This window comes from Mesorhizobium sp. M0590, from assembly GCF_040320905.1.
Classification (GTDB): Bacteria; Pseudomonadota; Alphaproteobacteria; order Rhizobiales; family Rhizobiaceae; genus Mesorhizobium.
Window position 1 is genome coordinate 245,442 of record NZ_JAMYQN010000007.1, and the last position, 20,870, is coordinate 266,311.

The 20,870-nt window shown below is 61.7% G+C and carries 20 protein-coding genes; 11 read left to right on the plus strand and 9 right to left on the minus strand.

Going from position 1 to position 20,870, the window contains the following annotated elements; translation table 11 throughout:
* Window positions 1-12: 12 nt before the first annotated feature.
* From NKI52_RS14645 to NKI52_RS14665, 5 genes are all read right to left on the minus strand, one after another.
* The gene (locus NKI52_RS14645; protein ID WP_352698368.1) at window positions 13-1,353 is read right to left on the minus strand and encodes a hypothetical protein; all 1,341 of its coding nucleotides are present in this window, start codon (window positions 1,351-1,353) and stop codon (window positions 13-15) included.
* The gene (locus NKI52_RS14650) at window positions 1,350-5,198 is read right to left on the minus strand and encodes a coiled-coil domain-containing protein (RefSeq protein ID WP_352698370.1); all 3,849 of its coding nucleotides are present in this window, start codon (window positions 5,196-5,198) and stop codon (window positions 1,350-1,352) included. The genes NKI52_RS14645 and NKI52_RS14650 overlap by 4 nt, the downstream gene beginning before the upstream one ends.
* Window positions 5,195-6,523 carry a hypothetical protein gene (locus NKI52_RS14655; RefSeq protein ID WP_352698372.1) on the minus strand — a complete coding sequence of 443 codons (1,329 nt, stop codon included), beginning with the start codon at window positions 6,521-6,523 and terminating at the stop codon, window positions 5,195-5,197. The genes NKI52_RS14650 and NKI52_RS14655 overlap by 4 nt, the downstream gene beginning before the upstream one ends.
* Window positions 6,520-7,650, minus strand: coding sequence for a hypothetical protein (locus NKI52_RS14660; protein ID WP_245274782.1), 1,131 nt, complete (start codon window positions 7,648-7,650; stop codon window positions 6,520-6,522). The genes NKI52_RS14655 and NKI52_RS14660 overlap by 4 nt, the downstream gene beginning before the upstream one ends.
* A gap of 372 nt (window positions 7,651-8,022) precedes the next feature.
* Window positions 8,023-8,577, minus strand: coding sequence for an Lcl domain-containing protein (locus NKI52_RS14665; protein ID WP_031212469.1), 555 nt, complete (start codon window positions 8,575-8,577; stop codon window positions 8,023-8,025).
* A 102-nt stretch (window positions 8,578-8,679) separates the two neighbouring features.
* Between NKI52_RS14665 and NKI52_RS14670 the strand changes: the two genes are divergently transcribed.
* The gene (locus NKI52_RS14670) at window positions 8,680-9,021 is read left to right on the plus strand and encodes a hypothetical protein (RefSeq protein WP_352576703.1); all 342 of its coding nucleotides are present in this window, start codon (window positions 8,680-8,682) and stop codon (window positions 9,019-9,021) included.
* A 215-nt stretch (window positions 9,022-9,236) separates the two neighbouring features.
* On the opposite strand, the gene NKI52_RS32740 is transcribed toward NKI52_RS14670, so the two are convergent.
* Complete coding sequence (locus tag NKI52_RS32740; protein WP_502897757.1) at window positions 9,237-9,659, minus strand: Lrp/AsnC ligand binding domain-containing protein; 423 nt, start codon at window positions 9,657-9,659, stop codon at window positions 9,237-9,239.
* Between the two features lie 941 nt (window positions 9,660-10,600).
* Between NKI52_RS32740 and NKI52_RS14685 the strand changes: the two genes are divergently transcribed.
* A complete protein-coding gene (locus tag NKI52_RS14685; protein ID WP_352698374.1) occupies window positions 10,601-10,723 on the plus strand; it encodes a hypothetical protein in 123 nt (40 codons plus the stop codon).
* A 335-nt stretch (window positions 10,724-11,058) separates the two neighbouring features.
* Window positions 11,059-12,114, plus strand: coding sequence for a GSU2403 family nucleotidyltransferase fold protein (locus tag NKI52_RS14690; protein ID WP_352698376.1), 1,056 nt, complete (start codon window positions 11,059-11,061; stop codon window positions 12,112-12,114).
* Window positions 12,115-12,340: 226 nt separating this feature from the next.
* Here the strand turns inward: NKI52_RS14690 and NKI52_RS14695 are convergent, their stop codons facing one another.
* The 3 genes from NKI52_RS14695 to NKI52_RS14705 form a co-directional block, all read right to left on the minus strand.
* Complete coding sequence (locus NKI52_RS14695) at window positions 12,341-12,727, minus strand: type II toxin-antitoxin system VapC family toxin (protein ID WP_352698378.1); 387 nt, start codon at window positions 12,725-12,727, stop codon at window positions 12,341-12,343.
* Entirely contained in the window at window positions 12,727-12,984 is a 258-nt protein-coding gene (locus NKI52_RS14700) for a type II toxin-antitoxin system VapB family antitoxin (RefSeq protein WP_352698380.1), read from the minus strand. Before NKI52_RS14700 ends, NKI52_RS14695 begins: the two co-directional genes overlap by 1 nt.
* A gap of 77 nt (window positions 12,985-13,061) precedes the next feature.
* Entirely contained in the window at window positions 13,062-13,259 is a 198-nt protein-coding gene (locus NKI52_RS14705; protein WP_352698382.1) for an IS110 family transposase, read from the minus strand.
* Window positions 13,260-13,535: 276 nt separating this feature from the next.
* On the opposite strand from NKI52_RS14705, the gene trbB reads away from it, so the two are divergent.
* From trbB to trbF, 8 genes are read left to right on the plus strand one after another with little or no spacing between them, the layout of a single operon-like run.
* Complete coding sequence (gene trbB / locus NKI52_RS14710) at window positions 13,536-14,552, plus strand: P-type conjugative transfer ATPase TrbB (RefSeq protein ID WP_352698384.1); 1,017 nt, start codon at window positions 13,536-13,538, stop codon at window positions 14,550-14,552.
* Window positions 14,549-14,890: a TrbC/VirB2 family type IV secretion system protein gene (locus NKI52_RS14715; protein ID WP_352698386.1), complete on the plus strand. Its 342-nt coding sequence runs from the start codon at window positions 14,549-14,551 to the stop codon at window positions 14,888-14,890. The genes trbB and NKI52_RS14715 overlap by 4 nt, the downstream gene beginning before the upstream one ends.
* A complete protein-coding gene (locus NKI52_RS14720) occupies window positions 14,890-15,153 on the plus strand; it encodes a VirB3 family type IV secretion system protein (RefSeq protein ID WP_023679160.1) in 264 nt (87 codons plus the stop codon). Before NKI52_RS14715 ends, NKI52_RS14720 begins: the two co-directional genes overlap by 1 nt.
* A 9-nt stretch (window positions 15,154-15,162) precedes the next feature.
* Window positions 15,163-17,670 carry a conjugal transfer protein TrbE gene (gene trbE, locus NKI52_RS14725; RefSeq protein WP_352698387.1) on the plus strand — a complete coding sequence of 836 codons (2,508 nt, stop codon included), beginning with the start codon at window positions 15,163-15,165 and terminating at the stop codon, window positions 17,668-17,670.
* On the plus strand, window positions 17,667-18,416 hold the full coding sequence (gene trbJ / locus NKI52_RS14730; RefSeq protein WP_502897754.1) for a P-type conjugative transfer protein TrbJ: 750 nt from the start codon (window positions 17,667-17,669) through the stop codon (window positions 18,414-18,416). The genes trbE and trbJ overlap by 4 nt, the downstream gene beginning before the upstream one ends.
* A gap of 12 nt (window positions 18,417-18,428) precedes the next feature.
* Window positions 18,429-18,800: a putative entry exclusion protein TrbK-alt gene (trbK-alt, locus tag NKI52_RS14735; protein ID WP_352698389.1), complete on the plus strand. Its 372-nt coding sequence runs from the start codon at window positions 18,429-18,431 to the stop codon at window positions 18,798-18,800.
* Window positions 18,797-20,167: a P-type conjugative transfer protein TrbL gene (gene trbL / locus NKI52_RS14740; RefSeq protein WP_352698391.1), complete on the plus strand. Its 1,371-nt coding sequence runs from the start codon at window positions 18,797-18,799 to the stop codon at window positions 20,165-20,167. Before trbK-alt ends, trbL begins: the two co-directional genes overlap by 4 nt.
* The gene (gene trbF / locus NKI52_RS14745; RefSeq protein ID WP_352698393.1) at window positions 20,164-20,850 is read left to right on the plus strand and encodes a conjugal transfer protein TrbF; all 687 of its coding nucleotides are present in this window, start codon (window positions 20,164-20,166) and stop codon (window positions 20,848-20,850) included. The genes trbL and trbF overlap by 4 nt, the downstream gene beginning before the upstream one ends.
* The last annotated feature ends 20 nt before the right edge of the window (window positions 20,851-20,870 follow it).

Consider the following 20,870-nt stretch of genomic DNA (forward strand, 5'->3'; position numbering starts at 1 on the left):
CGGCCGCCTGTCTCATCGCAATTCGTTCAGGCAGCTTGCGGCGCGGGTGGGGTCCATATTGACCTCCGTCATCAACGGATCGAGGCCAGCCGACTGGCACAGCGCCTTAACCGAGATTGAGTGCGGCCCCTGGAAATCGACCGTAAGAGTTCCATTGGTGACCTGCCCGTTCTGGCCGACGCACAGCGGATTGTTGGCGAGCGCCGGCCGACGACAGGTGCGGATGACGTCGGCCATCGCGCGGCGGTTGGTCAGTTCGCAGAAGTAGATGCGGCAGAGGGCGCCGACCGCGGCGCGGTTTTCGGCGTCAGCATTGATGATGCGCTTGATGTCGGCGATCAGCGCGCTCGCCTTGCCCCCAAAGGCGAGGCCTTCTACCCGCGTCTTCTCGCCCGCGATCTCGCCCGACCGTTCGGTGATCTTCGGCATCAGGTTGATGTTTTCCGAGGTTATGAACAGTCCGCCTTTCCAGCGGTCGAACTCGTCGAGGATCGAGGTCGCCCTCAGGATCGCCTCGCGGTAGGCGTTGTAGATCGGCCCCATCCTGGTGTCGCGCGCCGCTACGTAGACCTGGTTCAGCGCGGCGTATTCCTTGTTCACTGTGTCGGCGCCTGCCTTGATGTCGTCGATGCCGGCGCGCGAACTCTGCACCAGGCCTTCGGCGCGTTTCAGCTTGCGGGAAAACATCGCCGTGATCGGGCTCTCGACGCTGGCGAAGTAGCTCTCGATCACCTTGTCGGCCGCCCCGTCGGCGAAGGCATCGATCTCGATGTCGGACAGATTGGAGATCAGGCCGCACTGGGCGTCGAAATCGGCGCTCAAGGGCCCAGCCTGGCAGGCGCTCATCTCGGCCAGCCTCTGCTCGAGCGTCCGGTTCGAAGCGAGCCCGTCGGCGTACTCGAACAGCGCATGGTTCCATTCGATCGCGTTCAGGTCTGCCTGGCTGTGCCGCCGGTCGCGGCAGAACAGCGTCTGCTCCATCCGGCTCTGGTTGCCCGAAGCGCGGTAGGCGTCGAGGTGACGCGTCGCCTCGGCGCAGATCGCCAGGCCTGAAACCAGCCCGGCGAGCTGCTGGTGGACGGGCGGCAGCCCGCGTGTCTGTGCCTCCCGCATCAGGCTGGCCGCGCGTTGGCTGTCGTCGGGACTGCGGGCTGGGCGGTGGAAGACGCAGAGGCCTTGCTCGAAGGTCTTCAGCGTGCCGTCAGGAATGGCCGGCCCCTCGCAATTTGGAGCGTCGAGAACGCGCGATTCGATTGTATAGCCGGCGAGATTGTCGACGAAGAGGTCGCGCGCGGCCGCTCCCGTCGCGCCAAACGCCAGAGCGAGCGCTGCTGTGGCGACGATGGCTCTCATGACGCGCTCGCGAAGATGAAATAGAGGGTGAACACAGCGCCGTCGAAGGGGCAGTCGCTCGGCTGCAGCGACAGCCGGTACGAGCCGATAAGCGGCGCGCCGAGATAGGGCAGGATCAGGCTGGTGTCGTTCGAAGGTCCGGGCGCGCGCGGAAACTTGCGCGCCTGGTAGCGATCCTGCACCCAGTAGCGGATGATCCGGCTGATCTCGTCGCCGCTGTCGGCCTGGTTGAAAAAGGTCTGCAAGGCGACCCGCTCTGGTCCGACCGAAATGTCGGCGCGGACCTCGTTCGACCCCTTGGTCAGCGGCTTGAACACGAAGCCGCTGCCGCGGTGTTGCAAGGCGAAGCGGTTCCACTGCGCGCCAGTGCACTGGTAGTCGGTGCCGACGAAGACATCGATCAGGGTCAGGTTCTTGCGCTCACGGAATTTGTTGGGCGCCCACAGCGCGAAATAGCCGTTCGCCTTCATCAGCGCGTCGGTCGACGCGAAGGGCGAAACCTCGAACTCGACATTCTCGTCGAGCGCCAGCTTGCGGGCGAAACCGGAATTGGCGGGCACTACGATCTGGGCGACATCGATATTGATCTGCCGCTCGTCGAAGAAGCGCTTGGCAACGATGTCGTCGATCATCGCCTGGAGCTGGGTTGCGTTGCGCACATAGACCACGGGCACGGTTGCGGCCTCGCCGGTGAAGGCCTGCACCACTTCAAAGCGGCGACGCATCAGGTGCATCAGCCGGTTGGCGGTCTCGAGCACGCGCCGCTTGGTCACCAGATATTCGGGAATGCCCTTCATCAGGTCGGCGACGGTCTCCTGGGTCGCGATGAACAGATTCTTGCGCGCCGCCGGATCGTCGATCTGGGTGACCAGCTTTGTCATGTCCTCCTGCTGCTTTGTCACCTCGGCCTGAACGTTGCCCTGGAACTTCAGAATGCTGTCCTGCAGCGCGCGGCTCTTGAGACCGAGATCCTTGGCTTGGTTCAGGCCTGCTACGAGTTCCTCGGTGTTGCCGCGCGACTGCGTGATGCGCTGCTCGACGAAGGCGAGTTCGGCATCGTTCAGCGCCAGCATCTTCTCCTTCTGCCGGTCGCGCAGCTCGTTGATCAAGTTGGTCGAGGCATTTGATTCCTCGGCGAGACCGGTCACTGTCGTCTGCGCAGCGCGGACGCGGTCGATGCGGCCGTTGGTTGCAGCGACCAGTTCGGCGACACGTGCATTATCCTGGTTGAGCTGGGCTTCCGACAGGGACAGCTTGTCGAGTTCCAGATTGAGAATCCCGATCTCGTTGGTCAGCCGGTCGATCGTGCGCTGCTGGTCGGTGATCTGGAAACTGAGCATGTCGTTTTCGCGCGCCTGAAGATCGAGCCCCGCGAGGATGCGTTCGTGGTCGGACTTGAGCCGCGCCACCTGCTCGTCGATGCCGAGATCCTGGCTCTGGCAGTCGACGGCCGCCATCGAGCCTTGCAGCGCCAGTTCCTTGATGTCCTGCGCCCCTTGCGCCAACCGGCCGGCCAATTGGAAATGCGTGTCGACCAGCGCCCTTGCCTTGAGGGCCTTGTCAAGATCGAGTTGCTCGATCGCCTGGCGGAGCTGCGTAAGACGCTGCTTCAGCGCATTGATTTCATTTATATTCGCCTGAGTGATCTGGCCGGTGTTGATGATCGTCGACAGGATGGATTGGGCCGCTTCCAAGGCCGCCCTGATCGGTTTGGCGACGTCTATCACCGTCGCGACGCCGCTGCCCAAACCGCAGGCGCAGGTGATGATTTCGGGCACTGCGGCGCCGATCGAGTATGCACCTTGCACCGACGTCAGGATGATCTGCGCGGCCTGTGTGGTGCCGTTGAACGCGGCAAACCAGGTGATCACTTCCGTCAGCTGGCCGTCGACCTGGTCACGCGCCTCCTCAAGGTCCGCCTTCTTCTTTGCATAGACGTCCCGCTCGGCTTCGTACAGTTTCTTGGCGAAGTCGGTTTCCGTCTGGGAAAAAGAACCGCAATCGACGTTCGCCAGTTCCTGCGGCAGCGGGATGTTCGACGTGATCATTTGCTGGTCGGACATCAGCGGCTCGACATCGGCGAAGTCGGCGTTGCCGATGACGCACTTCATCAGGAACGCTCTCGCTTGTGTCTGCGTGTTCACGAGCTGCGCCCTGAGGCCCGACTGACCGTCCGGGCCGCACATCTGGGTAACGTATTGGTTGCGCGTGAAGGCCGGCGTCACAGTCTGGCATACCTGTTCGCCTGCGAGCAGCGGCGTGAACGGATGGTCGGCCGTGTCTCCAATCAGGGCAAGCTGGTTCTCGATGCCGCAAAGCTGCTCGCGGTCGACGGCCCGGCGGCGCTGATAGAGGTCGGTCTGGCGCAGTTGCAGTTCGGTGATTGCGTCGTTGGCGCGGCCGATCGCACCCTGGTTGTTGGTGATCTGCGTTTGAAGGATCTGCCGCTGGCGAACCGCCTGTTCGAGCTCGTTGGCGTTGCGTTCGGTCTGGCGGGCATATTCGGTGATCTGGCTCTCGAGCGAGGAAATCTGCAGATCGAGGTTCATCTGCGTCATTTCCCAGTTCAGCAGCCAGCGCAGTTCGTTGCGCCGCTCGACTTCGGCCTCCTTGGAGAGGACGATTAGGTCGAGTTCCTGTCTGTTATTGATCTGACGGCGCTGGTTCTCGAACTCGGCGATCTTGGTGCCGAGCTCGATCTCCAGCGACCTGATCTGCTGGCGATAGCCGAACGTGTCCTTCTCGGCGTCGACCGCGTTGATCTCTTGCTGGACGGTGGTGGCGAAGGTCTGCGCTTCGTGCTCCAGTTTGCCGATCTTGTGGGCGATCAGGTTGACTTCCTGGCTGCGGATCGTCCGCTCCTCGTCGAGCGCGCGCGTCGCTTCGCCTTCCTTGTTGGCGTACCACCGCTCAACCAGCGCCTCGACATTGCGCTCGACCTCGGTCAGTCGCTGTTCGCTTTCGGCCAGGGCCTGCTGCAGTTCCTCGAACGGGATCGTCGTGAACTGCATGGGGTCGATGTTGAGGAACAGGAAACCCTTGCGCACGCTTTCCATGCGCGCATCAAGGTCGCTCTGCTGAAGCAGCAGATCGGCGCGTAGGTCGTCGTAGGTGGACTCGCCCGGAATATCCATCTCCGTCTCGACCAGCACCCACATTGCGGCCTCGTAATTGGTGTAGGCCTTGGAGAGGTTGGGTTGACTGTTGAGGCCGGCGCCTCCGGCAGCGCCCAGCGTATCGCTGACCAGGAAGTCGAGTGCCTTGACGCGCGCCTCCGAGAGCGTCTGATACCAGACGTCGCCGGTGTTCATCAGCAACTGGATCTTCAAAGAGGACAGCGCCGTTAGCTGCCGCACGAAGGTGCGGTAACTCGCATCCTCTCCCGCCGCGGCTCCCTGGTCACCGCCTTGCTGTCGTGCGAGAATGCGAAGGCCCCGGTCGACGATCTCGATGCCTTGGCGGCCGAATTCCTGCGCCGCCTGCGGCGAAACCGGCGTATCGTTGCGGCTGACGCCGCTGGCCGACGACAGGAACGGCATGTCGGCGGCGAGGAACAAGCGATAGCGGCCGAGTTGCAGGTGGCAGTCGAAATCGCACACGATCGCCAGCCGTCCGGTCGCCTCGTTGCCGCAGGTCGTCAGGAACTGTTCGAGTTCGGTGGCGACTTCACCCATATATTTCACGTCGGCGCGGAAATTGGCGATCTTGAGCAGCGTCGTCAGCTCGCCGGCATGGCCGGCCGCCGCGTCAACATCGAGCGCCATGCAGTCCTGCGCGCGCGCCATTCCGGCAGCGCCAAAGATGAAGCCGACGACCAGTCCGCAAAGCAGGAAAAACCGTCTCATGGCTGCCCCGTCGTCAACAAGACCTCGGAAATCTGGCGCACGTGCCGGGCAAGTTCGGCCATCTGCACCTTGGAAAGCGATGGGTTCTGGAACCGCCCGACCACAGCCCGGGCATGGTTGATGCAGTCCTCGTAGGGGCCGTTGATCTTTGCGGTCAGTGCGCCGGTCTCGAGCGTGAGGTCGAGCGCCGAATACGCGCCGGCCAGTCCCGCGCAGGAAGAAAGCTCTGCCGTGATTGTCGGATCGTCGACGACATGCGCGAGGCCGGACAGGGCCGTCATCACGCCTTCGATCTGCCCGACGATCTGCGTCATCCTTGCCTTGCCGTCTTCGAATTCCTTCAGCGAATCCGGCTGGTTGAGGCTGGAGAGATCGACGGCTTGCAGCGTGGCGATCGTCTCGGCTGCCTTCAGCTGATCCTCCTTGACGAGCACCATGTTGGCCTGCGCGTTGCCGAGCACACGTTCCAACTCCATCACCTCGGCAGACTTGATCGACACGTCCATTTCGTTGACCAGCGACTGGTATTCGGTCGAAGCGGCGTTCATCAGGTTGAGCGTGTCGTCGACCTTCGTCCTGACCGCCTTGACGATCTGCCCGCGCACCCGCGTTTCGATCAGATTGGTCGTTTCGGCGCGCCCGCGCACTGGCTTGGCCGAACAGACCAGCTTCGCCAGCGCGTCCGAGCCGAGCCGTGCGCGTACGGCTTCGATTATCGGGAATAGCGGACGCCAGGCGGCAGGCAGCACATCCGCGCTTGCGCCCGATAAAGGCCCGGCATCGATCTCGTTCATCCGCGTCAGATGCCGGCATTTCTCCGGCAAGTCGGCCCCGGAGAAGTAAAGCCGCCCGGTAATCAGATAGGCCTCGACGCCAGCGGCGTATTGTCGGCCGACGAGGGCGGCGAGCTCTTCGGCGTTATCGGTCGAGACTGGGGCGAAGAAGCGGTAGCGGCTCAGATAGATCTCCGCCCAGGCGAGGCGTCGCATCAGCACCGAGGCGTCGTCGGCCGAAAGCGGGATGACCGGAAAGCCGACGCTGCGGCTGCCGCCGGAGGGGCCTGACGCCTCGCCGATCACCTCGCCGGTGAAGGGCAGGCCGAAATCGGGCTGCGTCGCCTCGTGACTCGGTTCGACGGCGGCGGGGCCGGGGGCGAGCAGGCTGAACCGGGTCGTCTCGGGCGTCGCGCTGGAGAGCGTCGCGTTCCAGAAACCATCGAGCTTCTCCGACGTGTAAGCGCGCTCCAGGATCGATCCGGCGCCGGCTTCGCCGGCCAACACGCAACTGACGATCACGAACAACGCAATGTCTCGGAAGCTTGTCATCGGCAGTACCACACCCTGTCGGCCGCGCCAGCCTGGGCGCAGATGCCGGTCGCAGCGCCGTGCGCCTTCCAGTCCGCCTTAATCTTGGCGAGATCGTTGAATGCGCCCTGTGCCGCGTTGTCGGCATGAACCTCGGCATCCAGTCGCCAGAAGGGCTTTGCCGGATCGGTCGGCAGCAGCACCCCGATCATGTTGATGTGGAAGGCGGAGACTTTGAGAAAGTCCTCGGCGCTTGCGACCGTCTTGCGATTGAGATTGGCGTATTGCTCAGGCGTTACGTCACCGAGCGCCCGCTTGAACTCTTCCTCCGAGACTTCGACGGAGCGCAGCATCTGCGTCGTCTTCGCCGCCAGCCCGTCGAGGATTGAGGTGTTGGCGACCAGCGTCGCGCCCGCACCGCTCACCGGTCCGAAGATCTCCGCGAAAATGACGCGGATCGCCTTCAAGTGCGTATCGGCCGATTTGATCTCGACGCGGCGCAAAGCGATGCCTGTTTCGAGATCGGACGCCCGACTGACGAAGCCGCTCAGCGCGCCTTGCAGCGTTTTGAACGAGGAACGGGCTTCCGGCGGCGGCTGCAGGAACACGGAGCGCGCATAGCGTACGGCCTCACTGCGGGCGATGTCCTCGACGGTGGCGCGTGTGAGCGCCGATTCCGGGCAACCGGTGACGTCGCCGAGGTCAGTCAGCATCTGCGCGGCATGATAGATTTGATCCATCTGTCGCACCGTCCCGAACGAGCCGCTGGTGGTGAACTTGGCCTCGACTCCGGACAGGTAGTCACTCAGGTATTCGCGCGCGAACTTCACCATCTCGCACTGCACGCCGGCGGCGCGTTCGCGAATGTGGCGGCCGTAGAACGAGGCGCCGACGAAGTATTTCTGGTCAGGCGTCGGTTCGAACCGTTCGACGAAGAGCGACTGGATGACGGTATCATATTCGCCGCACGCATAGGTGCGTTCAAGGCATGCGGGGTCGGTCTGCAGGTCGCACTGCGATAGCGCGGGGCCGCACATTTGCTGAGCTGCCGCAAGGTCAATCCCTTCGCCGTAGACAAGAAACGCTGCCACGACGATCGCCGGATTGAAGATGTATCTCTTCAGCAAGACGATCAAAAGAAAATGCACAAAAGCCCCCCGGCCACCGAAGCGGCGGCCTCATCGCTCCTCTACAGGCAATATTTTTGCAGGATTAGTTTTGTATTGGCTCGTTACAGCGAGGATCGGCCACGGAAAGCGTGGCCAATTCAAATTCAACTTCGCTTTAAAATGCACTGCTAAAGTAAGATAGAACGGTTTGTCTGTCGATACACGTGGCTTTTTGCATTCCGTTACGGAAATCCGTGCCTAAGTGTCGATGCAGTTAACGTTTCGTAAAGAATTGTCTTTTCCGCTCTCTTGGCCCGTCCAAGCATCGTTCGCGCCCACGGTTCGAATGCGGGAGGTCACGATCCGGCCTTGGGCCTAACCTCAACCAATCTGCGCGGGCTGCCAGGTTAGCTAGTCCAAGCCTGTGGCGGGCGCCCCAAAAACGCACCATACGCCTGCCTTCTTGGACGCTTCAAGCGGACGCACCAGAGTGGTGGGGGCACTGAACGCAACGACCGCAAAGGACCCTGCCAGGCCCGGCCATTCAGTGCGGGTCCAGTATTCGGTTTCGCTACGCGCGAGCGGCGGCAGCTTGTATTGCGCGAACGCCTCGCGCTGGCTTGGCCAGTCCGCCGAATCGAGGCTCGTCAGTTCCGCCATCGTCGGAAGCTGCCAGCCCATGTCGCCGTACGGCCCGCCTTGCCCGAGCGTAGCGCAGTACCCCATCGCGTCGCTCAGCGTTGCGGGTTGATCAAGCCTGTCTAGCCGGGCAACGAGGCAAGTGCGTTGGTCGACGAAGGCTTTGCCGTCATGTTCAGCGAGCAGCCAGAAATTTTGATCACTCAGCGGCTGGCGGGCCTGCTTGTGCACGATACCGCAAGGTGCGGCTTGGGATTGTGGCGCTGATATGGTTGCGAAAACGGCAAGCCCTATGCTGAAAGTCGCAAGAGTGGCGATCCGAAGCATGCCTTCCTCCTCCTTGGCCGCGCGTTCGACATGGCAATCGAATAAGCGTAGTTGAACCGGCGAACAATTGAAAGTTCCTGCACTTCCCCGGTTGCCTTGTAGATGATCGAAGCCTTGGCCCGACGAAGCGAATGCGTGCAGGAATCCTCGAGCCGAACACCGATCGTTTTCAACGCATTCATCGAGCACCCGGGAGTATTGCCTTGTGCTCATATGCGCCGAACGATCAATTCTGGTCTGGAAGTAATCCTCGGTCGTTTCTGCGCCGTCGAGCTAGAGAACAAGCTCGACCGCACGCGTCCGCATCTTCGGACCGATGAGCAAGCTTTCGATCTTGGTCTTCACAAGGTCACATCCGCGCAACATGCTAACGACGGCGAGATTGAACAAAGCTCGATGACGCGAGCGACCGTCTCGATCGAGGAAGCGTGGCATAAGGGGTGAGATCAAGCAGTCCTGGCCAGTCAGCGATGCGCTAGCGGGAAATGGCCTGCCGCGGAGAGGGCGCGTGTCTCAAGTCCCCAGGAATCGAGGGTAACTTTGACATAGTTGAACGACAACGCTGGCCGCGCCCTATGTGACCGAAGACATCTTCACCCCACTGGCTACCCGTTAGGTCGTGTGGACACTTGTGTGATCGATAGGACGATCCGCAGGCGTCAAAGCGGCAACAACGCGTCGGGCTTCACATCACCGATCGATGCGAAACGATGCGTTTCCCTGACACCAGGAAGCGGCAGAATGACCCGCTGCAGGAATTCCTGAAACGTCGCCATGTCAGCTATTCGTGCTTTGACCAGGTAGTCGAAACCACCAATCACCATATGGCATTCGATGATTTCGGGTGCCTTCGCAACAGCCTCCGCAAAGCGGTCGAAGACGTGTGGCGCGGTATGATCGAGCCTTACCTCGACAAAGACGCCTGTGATCGAACCCTCGAAGATCGGACGCGTTGGTTGCCACCAGCCTCGCTGCCGTTCCGTTAACCCGGCAGCACGCCGAGCGGGCCATGTTCTAATCAATTCAGCCAACGTCGCCGGATGCCATCTGCCCCAGACATGGTCGACGTTCGCCTCGATCAACTGCGGATAGAACGCTGCTAGCTCCGAGGCGTCGGCGAGTTCACCCGAAATCTCGGTGAAGACCACGATGCCGTATTGCTCCGTTGCCACGGCACGGCCAAGCGGGGGTAAGTCGTCAGGGCGCAGTGGATAGCGACGTCGCCTTCGTTCGGTATACCGCAATCTGGCGGCTTCATATTCCTCGGAGTCTTTGGACGCTTCCCGTCGCCGTTTCCGCTCCTCCGGTTCTGCGCGGCGTGCGGCCCTTTCGATCTTGGCCAATGGCGCCTCAACTCCTCGTAGGAGCGGAAAGGCACCCTCCAGGCCCGCAGTTCGTCGTCCCAGCTCGCCCATGGAACGGCTCGCAGTTCTTCGAGAACCGTCCGCGAATATGGCGTGCGGATGCGCAGGTCGTCCGCGACTTCCAGATACCGGCTCGACAGCGGATCGAAGGCGAAAGCGTCTCGTCCCTTGCTGTCATCATGTGCTACTCGCAGATCCGCCTCTTGCGCAAGCCAGCGCTGGATGCGCCGCGCGGCAGTCTTTCCCGGCACGAACCAGCTTGTGCGCTCGTCACTCCACCTGGCGCGCGGAAATGCCTGTCGAAACCGCTCAACCGCCGCGCGATCGTACGGAAACGCGCTTCGGCTCCAGGAGCTGGCTGCGGTGCAGCAGGGGCGTCGGATTTTTCCATCAGATTGCGAAGCACAGCACTGCTCGCAAACAACGCGGTGCAGTTCATTTGGGTCCAAGAGCACCAGAACGTATGGTCAGAGCCGCTAGGGGCAGCCAATGAGGCGATCGGTGAAACTGCTGAATGCTAGCGTGGGAAAGCTTCGCCGCGCCGGACCGTTTATTTTGCTCCAGGAGAGGTCCATTCATGCCCAGACTAGATGCAAAAACCCAATTGCCAGACGGCCAACGAGCCCTCGTTCGCGTCCCCTGAAAGCGAGGAGACGGAAGTGAACCACTTCGTCGAAACGCAAAGTGTATCGCCAGCCCAGGCGCGGGAGCTTGTGCGGCGCCACGGAAACGACTGGCGTAAGATCGATAATGCCGGCAAGTCTTATAAGGACGACAGCTAAGCACTTCCAAGCCGGGTGAAAGGGAGCTTTGTCACGACATCCGCGGAGTTGCAAATCGAGCGGATCGGCCTGAGGTGACGAATGACCACCATCGCCATATTGGTAGCTTTCTCAGACCGTTTGCACCGGCCCGGTCTGGGGATCGAATAAAACCAGCGAAGGCCGCGTTCGAGCGGCGCTTTTGCTTCGACTGCGCTGCCGTAGAAAAGCCGCTCCGTCGTCATATTTTTTAATTAATACAGTTACTTCAACAGTCGCAGTGGAATCACGTGAGAGCTGTTGCAATCGGGCGCTCCGCCGCCTATTGTGTCTTGCAACAGCTCTGAGCTAAACGTATGGTAACTGTTGAATTGATTGATTTTGTTGAGTTAAATAACGATCAGCGTCGGGAAAAAGTCAATTCCGACCAACGTTTCATTGCGCTCCAAGAGGCCCAAAGGAAGGCGAAGAGCTTTCGGGGATCCCTCGTCTGGCACACCGTGAACGGCATCGACCATTTGATGCGAAGCTACTACGACGCCGCTGGCGTACGACACCAAAAGGCAGAGGGTCGGCGCTCGCCGGCGAGCGAAGCTGTCAAGGCGGATTGGGAAGCAGCTCGCGCGTCCGCCCAAGAAACGCTGTCTGCGCGACAGGAGCAGATGGAGCGCCAATCTGCTGTCAATCGCGCGCTCCGGCTTGGGCGTGTTCCCCTGATCGCCGCAAGAATTATCAGAGCAATCGATAACGCCGGTCTTCTCGGGGAAGGCATTCGTATTGCAGGCACGAATGCGATCTACGCCTATGAGGCGGCGGCCGGAGTGTTCGTGGATCCCGGAATCACATCGACGCAAGATATCGATCTCCTCATGGACTCGCGCCAGTCCCTCAGGATCATGTCTGGCGCCAACGTCGAAGATGGAGCGCTCATCAACCTTTTGCGCAAGGTCGATCGGTCTTTCGAGCGTTCATCCGCCAAATTCCGCGCGGTGAACCGCGACGGATATCTCGTCGATCTGATCAAACCGCTCGCAAACCCGGCGTGGAAGCCGAGCCGGGAAACTATCGGGAAGGCTGACGACGAATTGGTGGCCGCCGAGATCGCCGGCCTGGCATGGTTGGAAAATGCCCCTGCTTTCGAAGCAATCGCCATCGATGAAAAAGGCGGACCGTTACGGCTCGTGGCACCCGATCCGCGTATTTTTGCCGCTCACAAATTCTGGATCTCAAAACGAGCTGATCGCGAGCCAATCAAGCGCCGTCGCGACCTGGCCCAAGCGCAAGTGGTTGCCCGGCTGACGACGCAGTATCTCGAGCATCTCCCCTACAAAGCAAGCGAGCTTCGGGTCCTCCCAAGGGCCGTTTTCGACGAGGCCCATCATTTGTTCGCACAACCAGCGTCGCGGCCGTGAATGTCTGAGCAACATGTTGGCCGGCTGGATTGGCCCTCAACTTCCAACCGATCGAAGACGCGGCCCAGCAGCGCCAGATCGGAGGGACGAAAGACGCCAGCTTGCTCTGCTTTGGGACCAATTGGCACGACACCCCTTGATGCAGGCCCAGCCGACAGGATCGAAACTAATTGGCGCTATTACAGGGTTCAAGCTGGAGACAGCCGATGATCCTAGAGTCTCGTGCTCATGCCGGTTCGATATTCGTTTGGGAGAAGTCTTTGCCGATGAAAAGCAGCGGTTCGTCTGCACGCTTTGCCAAAGCATAGGACAGGAAATCGGCAAAATTCAGCGCCGCCGGGTGGTGGCCTTTGCTGTAGGTCAGCCAACCGTGGGTCGCCAGATCAACCAATTCGGAGTCGACAGGAATGATGTCGGCCTCGATTTGGCGCAGCCAAAGATCGATCTCGGCCAATGCGTGTTCGCCGCGCCTGCTGACCAGCACCATGCGTGCCTCGGGCACCCCGGTTGCCGGGACCAGTCGGATTGGGTCGGAGACCAGCGCTCGTTCCAGCCTTGCTGCCTCAGGCTCGCTCCGAAGGATCGCTACAACAGCTGAGGTATCGATCACCATCAGTTAGGGATTCCATGCTCGTCATACCCGATGATCTCCTCGTCGCTGCGAGTGTCCAGTTCAGGCAATCGTGCCACTCTTTCTCGGATGGCGCGCAATTCTGTCAGCAGACGCTCCTGAGCGGTCTCTCCAAAGCCCAAGCGATGCAAGCGCTCACTAAGGGCTTGATGGATGGCTGCTGTCTTACTGATACCCTGGCGGCGTGCGAGTTCATCGGCGAGAGCAACGGTGGCCGGATTTTTGATATTCAGGGACACTAGAAACTCCAAAAATCTGCCTTTCTGGCAATTCCACCATAGTTCTCTAGGCTCTTCAATATACCTGCTAGCCTCGCCTACACCCGCGCCGGATTGATCATGACAATCGCCAGGCCGTTGCCTGCCAAGGCGGCGACCGCCAGTCTCTCGAAGCTGCCTGTCGACTCCAATCCGACAACGGCCGGCGAAAGGGCTGCCAATCGCCGAACCAGATCCTCCACCCCGGCATGGTCATTACCCACCGAGAACGCCTCGCCGGACGGCAAAACATGCACGTCGAGCCGATCCTTGGAACGTCGATGCCAATAATGACTTCCCAATCGGGCTTCGCTTGCGGCCCTAGATATAGCCGGCTGTTCCTGCTGGAGCGGAGATAGCCAGTCGGGCACCGGGTTGCTGAGCTATCGCGGTCGCCGCACCGCATTTCGCAAGTCTCTGCACGTCATTCCACGATCGCCGGTTTTGCTTGTTGCAAGGCCGGCGCTCCTGCCTTTTCTAATGATCCCCGACCGCGACACGAATCAGTTCGTGGCGAGAAACGGGGACCCCGCATGGCGACCAACCATCATGCCAGCAAGGGAGCGGTGTCGCGCGGCACGCGCATGCTGCGCACCGCCCTCGGCCCGGCCATCGCAGGCTTCCTTGACGATCCAGCCATTGTCGAGGTGATGCTCAATCCCGACGGTCGCCTGTGGGTTGATCGTCTCAACGAAGGACTCGTTGTAAGCAATGAAATACTGATCGCGGCCGACGGCGACCGGATCGTCAGGCTGGTCGCGCACCATGTCGGTGCGGAGGTGCATTCGGGCTCGCCGCGCGTTTCGGCCGAACTGCCCGGCACCGGCGAACGGTTCGAGGGTCTGTTGCCGCCTGTTGTCACGGCGCCAACCTTCGCCATCCGCAAGCCGGCAGTCGCGGTGTTCACGCTTCAAGACTATGTCGCCGCCGGCATCATGACCGAAGCTCAGGCTGGCGTCCTGCAGCTTGCCGTGAAGACACGGAAGAACGTGCTGGTGGCCGGCGGCACGTCGACGGGCAAGACCACGCTCGTGAACGCGTTGCTGGCGGAGGTCGCTAAAACCGCCGACCGCGTCGTGCTGATCGAGGATACGCGAGAGCTGCAGTGTGCTGCGCCCAATCTTGTGGCGCTGCGCACCAAGGACGGTGTCGCCTCGCTTTCCGATCTGGTGAAGTCGTCATTACGCCTTCGGCCCGATCGCATTCCGATCGGCGAGGTACGCGGTGCGGAAGCGCTCGATCTGTTGAAGGCCTGGGGCACCGGCCATCCCGGCGGCATCGGCACCATCCACGCCAATTCTGCCATTGGCGCACTGCGGCGACTGGAGCAGCTCGTGCAGGAGGTGGTCATTACGGTTCCGCGCGCACTGATTGGCGAAACCATAGATCTCATCGCAGTTCTCGCTGGCCGCGGCTCAGCGCGCCGGCTCGTCGAGATCGCCCTGGTCGACGGGCTCGATCCGGCCACCGGCGACTACCGCACCCTGGAAGCAAATTTCGAGACCACAACGACCGTGAATCGCCACTCTCCCTATGGAGCTTCAGAATGACCCAGATCCGCTTCAATTCATCGGCTATCCGCAAACTTACCGTGGAGCTGTCGTATGCGGCGACCGCCGCGATCATTACGATTGCGCCCGCCCATGCTGCCGGTTCCTCCATGCCCTGGGAGGAGCCGCTTCAGCAAATCCTTGAGTCAATCGAGGGGCCAGTCGCCAAGATCGTGGCGGTGATCATCATCATCATCACCGGTTTGTCGCTCGCCTTCGGCGACACGTCAGGCGGATTTCGCCGGCTGATCCAGATCGTCTTCGGGCTGTCGATCGCTTTCGCGGCAAGTTCGTTCTTTCTGTCCTTTTTCTCCTTCGGTGGCGGAGCTCTGATCTGATGGATGAGGAGATCCGTGGCTTTTTCGCGCCGGTGCATCGCGCGCTCACCGAACCGATCCTGCTCGGCGGCGCGCCGCGTGCGGTCGCCATCGCAAACGGCACGCTGGCCGGCGCGATCGGATTGGGGCTTCGCTTGTGGATCGCGGGGCTCATCATCTGGGCGGTCGGACATCTCGTGGCCGTCTGGGCGGCAAAGCGCGATGCGCAATTCGTCGATGTGGTTCGCCGCCACCTGCGCTATCCCACGCATTTCGGATGTTGAGGTTTCGCCATGATGAACCTCGCGGAATACCGAAAGAAGAGTGCCAGCCTCGTCGATTATCTGCCGTGGGCTGCCCTGGTAGCGCCGGGCGTGGTGCTCAACAAGGACGGCAGTTTTCAACGGACGGCGCGTTTTCGCGGGCCGGATCTGGACTCCGCGACGCCGGCGGAGCTCGTCGGCACGACCGCGCGGCTCAACGGCGCGCTGCGCCGGCTCGGCTCCGGCTGGGCACTTTTTGTCGAAGCGCAGCGCAATCCTGCCTGCGGCTACCCAGACAGCCGGTTCCCGGATTGCGCATCCGCACTTCTCGACATCGAGCGTCGCGAACAGTTCGAAGACTCCGGTGTGCTGTTTGAGAGCAGCTACTTTCTCACCTTCGTGTGGCTGCCTCCTGCGGAGGAAGCGTCCCGAATGGAGAGCTTGCTCTACGAAGGCCGGCAAAAGACCGGTGTCGATCCGTGGGAGCTCCTGAAGAGTTTTGTCGATCGCACGGACCGCGTGCTCAACCTCATCGAAGGTTTCGTTCCCGAAGCTGACTGGCTCGATGATGGCGAGACGCTGAGTTACCTGTACTCCACCATTTCGACCAAGCGGCATCGCGTTCGCGTACCAGAAACGCCGATGCATCTCGATGGCCTGCTTGTCGATCAGCCGTTAGCCGGCGGGTTAGAGCCGAGGCTTGGCGATGCGCATCTGCGCACACTCACCATCATCGGGTTTCCGACCATGACCTTCCCGGGAATTCTCGACGATCTTAATCGGCTTGCTTTCCCCTACCGCTGGTCGACGCGGGCGATCATGCTCGACAAGACCGACGCCACCAAGTTGGTGACGAAGATACGCCGTCAGTGGTTCGCCAAGCGGAAATCCGTCGCCGCGATCCTCAAGGAGGTGATGACCAACGAGGCGTCCGTCCTCATCGACACCGACGCCGCCAACAAGGCGGCCGATGCGGACGCGGCGCTCCAGGATCTGGGCTCTGACCAGATCGGCGAAGCCTATGTCACCGCCTCCGTGACGGTCTGGGATGCCGATCCGTCGATCGCCGACGAAAAGCTGCGTCTGGTCGAAAAGGTCATTCAAAGCCGGGACTTCACCTGCATCGCCGAGGGCGTCAACGCTGTCGAAGCTTGGCTGGGCGGCATCCCTGGCCATGTCTATGCCAATGTTCGCCAGCCGCCGCTTTCGACGCTCAACCTCGCCCACATGATTCCGCTCTCCGCGGTCTGGGCAGGTCCAATCGAGGACGAGCATTTTGGCGCCCCGCCGCTGTTCTTTGCCAGAACGGAAGGCGCCACACCGTTCCGGTTCAGCCTGCATGTCGGCGACGTCGGCCACACCCTCGTCATCGGCCCGACGGGCGCTGGCAAGTCGGTCCTGTTGGCGATGATCACGCTGCAGTTCCGGCGTTACGAGAACAGCCAGGTCTTTGCCTTCGATTTCGGCGGCTCAATCCGCGCGGCCATACTCGCCATGAATGGTGACTGGCACAATCTCGGAAGCGATACCGCAAGCGGGCAGGGGTCTGACGATCCGTTGCCCTTGCTCACTTTGACCGATCTGTCGGACGACGTTGACACCGTGTCGCTGCAGCCGCTTGCCCGCATCCATCATACGCCGGAGCGGGCCTGGGCGGCCGACTGGCTTTTCGACATTCTACTGCGCGAAGGCGTGTCCATCACGCCGCAGGTCAAGGAACATCTGTGGTCGGCGCTGACGTCGCTGGCTTCTGCGCCAGTCCAGGAGAGGACACTGACTGGCCTGTCCGTGCTGCTGCAGTCCTCGCCGCTGAAACAGGCGCTTGGTCCCTACTGCATCGGCGGCGCTTTTGGCCGGCTGCTTGATGCCGAGTATGAGCATCTCGGCGAAGCCTCCGTCCAGGCGTTCGAAACCGAGGGCCTGATTGGCACAGGTGCAGCGCCTGCCGTGCTCGCCTATCTGTTCCACCGCATCGAGCAGAGGATGGACGGCCGGCCGACACTGCTGCTCATAGACGAGGGCTGGCTGGCGCTCGACGATGGCGGTTTCGCTGACCAGCTGCGCGAATGGCTGAAGACGCTGAGGAAGAAGAACGCCAGCGTGGTCTTCGCCACCCAGTCGCTTTCGGACATCGACGGATCGCCAATCGCGCCGGCAATCGTCGAAAGCTGCCCAACGCGGCTGTTCTTGCCGAACGAGCGCGCCGTCGAGCCGCAGATCACCGAGATCTACCGACGCTTTGGGCTCAACGATCGCCAGATCGAGATCGTCGCCCGAGCGACACCGAAGCGCGACTATTACTGTCAAAGCCGCCGCGGCAACCGCCTATTCGAGCTGGGGCTTGGTCCGATCGCGCTGGCGCTCTGCGCCGCATCCTCCAAATCGGACCAGGCCGCGATCGACCGGATAATCGCCGAGGTCGGCCGAGACCATTTCCTCGAGGCCTGGCTAGCGGAGCGCGGTCTCTCCTGGGCGGCCGACCTCATCCCAGGTCTCACCAACGTGATCGACCAGTCCACAGAGGAGATTTCGTCATGAATTCCAATCTTGCAGGCAGCCGAATCCGTCGCATGGCGGCAGCTGGCGCCATCGCCGTCGCCATGGCGCTGTCATCGGCACCAGCATCGGCGCTGATCGTGTTCGATCCGAGAAACTATGCCGAAAACCTGCTTTCGGCATCGCGTGCCCTGGAGCAGATCCACAACCAGATCACCTCGCTGCAAAACGAAGCGCAGATGCTGATCAACCAGGCGAAGAATCTCACGTCGCTGCCGACCTCGCTGCTTGGCCAGATCGAGGGCAATTTCTCCGAGATGAAGAGCCTGCTCGGCGAGGCCGGCAAGCTGGCCTATAGCGTCCAGGAGATCGAGAGCCAGTTTACCTCCGCTTACGAGAATTTCGGTTCGGAACTCTCCAGCCAGCAGCTTGTAGACGGCGCGCGTCAACGCTGGCAGACCTCGGTGTCGGCCTTCGAGCACTCGCTGAAAACCGGCGCCGTCGCGGTCGACAACATCGCCGGCACACAAGAGCAGACGAGTGCGCTGGTCGGTGCCAGCCAGTCGGCTGTCGGGGTGCTTCAGGCAACGCAGGCCGGCAACCAGCTCCTCGCCGTGCAAGCCAAGCAAGTTGCCGATCTCACTGCGATGCTGGCCGCACAAGGACGAGCCGAAGCCCTTGAGCAGGCGAGGCGGGCGGCCGCGCAGGAGCAGGCACGCGAACAGTTCAGCCGTTTCATGACGGGCAGCAGTTACAGCCCGTCATCGGTAAAAATGTTCCACGACTGAGGCGAGAATCGCATGGATCTCAAGATCGCCGCCCGGATAGCAGCCGTTCTTGCCCTTGGCGCCGCCATGACTGCCGCCTCCATGGCGCTGCGCGGCGACGGCTCGCAGGACGCGTCCTCCCCGCGCTCCGCATATCCGGGCGGCGAGCCGGCTAAGGTCGAGCTTGCCCGATGCCGGGCCATCGGCATGGCGGCCGTTGACGACGAAGCCTGCAGGAGAGCCTGGGCGGAAAACCGCCGACGCTTTCTGCAACCATCCCTCCGCCCCATCGCGCCAAACGCGGCTCCGTGGATCGAAAAGGACCAGAGCCGAATGCTGCCGCTCCAACCGCCAACTCCGCCTCGCGCGGAAGACCGGCTCCATCCGGAAACGGTGGCGCCATGAACGACACCGGCGTGATCGATCGCTTCCTGGAGACCTTTACCCGCTATATCGATTCCGGCTTCGGGCTGCTCGGCGGCGAGGTCGCATTCCTCACCTCCACTTTGATCGTCATCGACATCACGATTGCCGGCCTGTTCTGGGCTTGGGGTGCGGATGAGGACGTCCTGCACCGACTGATGAAAAAGACGCTCTATATCGGCTTCTTTGCCTTCATCATCGGCAACTTCAATCGTCTGGCCGGGATCGTCTTCGAGAGCTTTTCCGGACTCGGTCTGAAGGCGGGAGGTTCGGCACTTTCGGGCGCCACACTGCTGCAGCCGGGCCGCGTCGCGCAGGTCGGCGTCGATGCCGGCAATCCAATCCTCGAAGCCGCCAGCCAGTTGATGGGCTACGTCTCGTTCTTCGAGAATTTTGTTCAGATCGCGGTCCTGATGATTGCTTGGGCGATCGTGCTGATTGCGTTCTTTGTTCTCGCCGTACAGATCTTCGTCACGCTGGTCGAATTCAAGCTGACGACGCTTGCCGGCTTCGTGCTGATCCCTTTTGCGCTGTTCAGCCGGACCGCCTTCCTCGCTGAAAAAGTGCTCGGCAACATCGTTGCCTCCGGCGTGAAAATCCTGGTGCTCGCCGTCATCGTCGGCATCGGCTCGGGCCTCTTCAGCGAGTTCACCCAAGGCTTTGGTGCCGAACAACCAACGATCACCGATGCGCTGTCGCTTGTACTGGGCGCTCTCTCGCTGATGGGACTTTCGATCTTCGGTCCCGGCATTGCGACGGGGCTGGTTTCGGGTGCTCCGCAACTGGGCGCAGGTGCCGCTGTTGGCACGAGCCTCGCCGTTGGTGGCCTTGGCGTAGCCGGCGCTATGGGCGCCCGCGCCGGATTGAGCGGCGCAGCAGGCGGGCTCAGTGCAGGCGGGCGCATGTCGGCAGCCGCCGCACGTGGTGGCGCGCACCTGGCCGGCAGCACTTCGGCCGCCTGGGAACTTGCAGCAGCCACGTCTGGAAGAGGTGGTGCAGGCTCAATCGCCGCCGGCATGGCGGGTGTCGCAAAGGCTGGTGCCAGCGCTGCCGTTCAACCGGTCAAGCAGGCAATGTCGCGCGCCGCGTCAGCTTTGTCCGATAGCTACGAGGCCGGCCGCTTGGCAGCTTGGGCTGCGACGAGTGGAGAGCGATCGTCGCGAACGGCTTCCTCCGGTGACTGGTCGACCACCCAAACCAGTGCCGACGCCCCGCCCGCATGGGCAAAACGCATGAAGCGCCGCCAGGCCATAAGCCATGGCGCCAGCATCGCCGCGCATTCAGTTCATTCGAGCGATGATGGCGGCGGCTCAATGAATGTTTCCCTAGATCAGGACGACCGCCGATGACCCCCTTTAGACGCCCTTTTGTTCGTTACGGAAAAACGCCTCAACCCGAGACGCCCTATCAGCGTGCAGCCCAGATTTGGGACGAGCGCATCGGCTCGGCTCGCGTCCAGGCGAAAAACTGGCGGCTGATGGCCTTCGGCTCGCTCGTCTTGGCCGGCGGTTTTGCATCCGCATTGGTCTGGCAGTCGACGCGCGGCTCAGTGGTTCCCTGGGTGGTGGAGGTCGACAAGTTCGGCGAAGCGCAGGTTGTCGCTTCGGCCATTGCCGACTATCGGCCGACCGATCCGCAGATCGCCTGGCATCTGGCCCGCTTCATCGAAGAGGTCAGAAGTATTCCGGCCGACCCGGTCATCGTCCGCCAAAACTGGCTGCGCGCCTACGATTACACCACAGACCGCGGCGCCATTTCCCTCAATGATTATGCTCGCTTGAACGACCCTTTTGCCAAAGTGGGCAAACTCCAGATCGCCATCGAGGTTTCCAGCGTCATCCGTGCTTCGCCGGATTCCTTCCGCGTCGCCTGGATCGAGCGCCGCTACGAGAACGGCACCTTGGCCGGCACCGAGCGCTGGACCGCAATCCTCACAATCGTGATCCAGCCAACCCGCGACGCCGACCGGCTGAAAGCCAATCCGCTCGGCGTCTACGTCAATGCCATCAACTGGTCGAAGGAGCTTTCATGATGTCTGCGGCACGAACATTG

Coding starts and splice junctions, on each gene's coding strand:
- NKI52_RS14690 (WP_352698376.1), top strand. CDS start 11,059: ATGGTAACTGTTGAATTGATTGATTTTGTTGAGTTAAATAACGATCAG.
- NKI52_RS14695 (WP_352698378.1), bottom strand. CDS start 12,727: ATGGTGATCGATACCTCAGCTGTTGTAGCGATCCTTCGGAGCGAGCCT.
- trbF (WP_352698393.1), top strand. CDS start 20,164: ATGACCCCCTTTAGACGCCCTTTTGTTCGTTACGGAAAAACGCCTCAA.
- trbB (WP_352698384.1), top strand. CDS start 13,536: ATGGCGACCAACCATCATGCCAGCAAGGGAGCGGTGTCGCGCGGCACG.
- NKI52_RS14665 (WP_031212469.1), bottom strand. CDS start 8,577: ATGCTTCGGATCGCCACTCTTGCGACTTTCAGCATAGGGCTTGCCGTT.
- NKI52_RS14645 (WP_352698368.1), bottom strand. CDS start 1,353: ATGAGAGCCATCGTCGCCACAGCAGCGCTCGCTCTGGCGTTTGGCGCG.
- trbL (WP_352698391.1), top strand. CDS start 18,797: ATGAACGACACCGGCGTGATCGATCGCTTCCTGGAGACCTTTACCCGC.
- trbK-alt (WP_352698389.1), top strand. CDS start 18,429: ATGGATCTCAAGATCGCCGCCCGGATAGCAGCCGTTCTTGCCCTTGGC.
- NKI52_RS14650 (WP_352698370.1), bottom strand. CDS start 5,198: ATGAGACGGTTTTTCCTGCTTTGCGGACTGGTCGTCGGCTTCATCTTT.
- NKI52_RS14715 (WP_352698386.1), top strand. CDS start 14,549: ATGACCCAGATCCGCTTCAATTCATCGGCTATCCGCAAACTTACCGTG.
- trbE (WP_352698387.1), top strand. CDS start 15,163: ATGATGAACCTCGCGGAATACCGAAAGAAGAGTGCCAGCCTCGTCGAT.
- trbJ (WP_502897754.1), top strand. CDS start 17,667: ATGAATTCCAATCTTGCAGGCAGCCGAATCCGTCGCATGGCGGCAGCT.
- NKI52_RS14655 (WP_352698372.1), bottom strand. CDS start 6,523: ATGACAAGCTTCCGAGACATTGCGTTGTTCGTGATCGTCAGTTGCGTG.
- NKI52_RS14720 (WP_023679160.1), top strand. CDS start 14,890: ATGGATGAGGAGATCCGTGGCTTTTTCGCGCCGGTGCATCGCGCGCTC.
- NKI52_RS14670 (WP_352576703.1), top strand. CDS start 8,680: ATGATCGAAGCCTTGGCCCGACGAAGCGAATGCGTGCAGGAATCCTCG.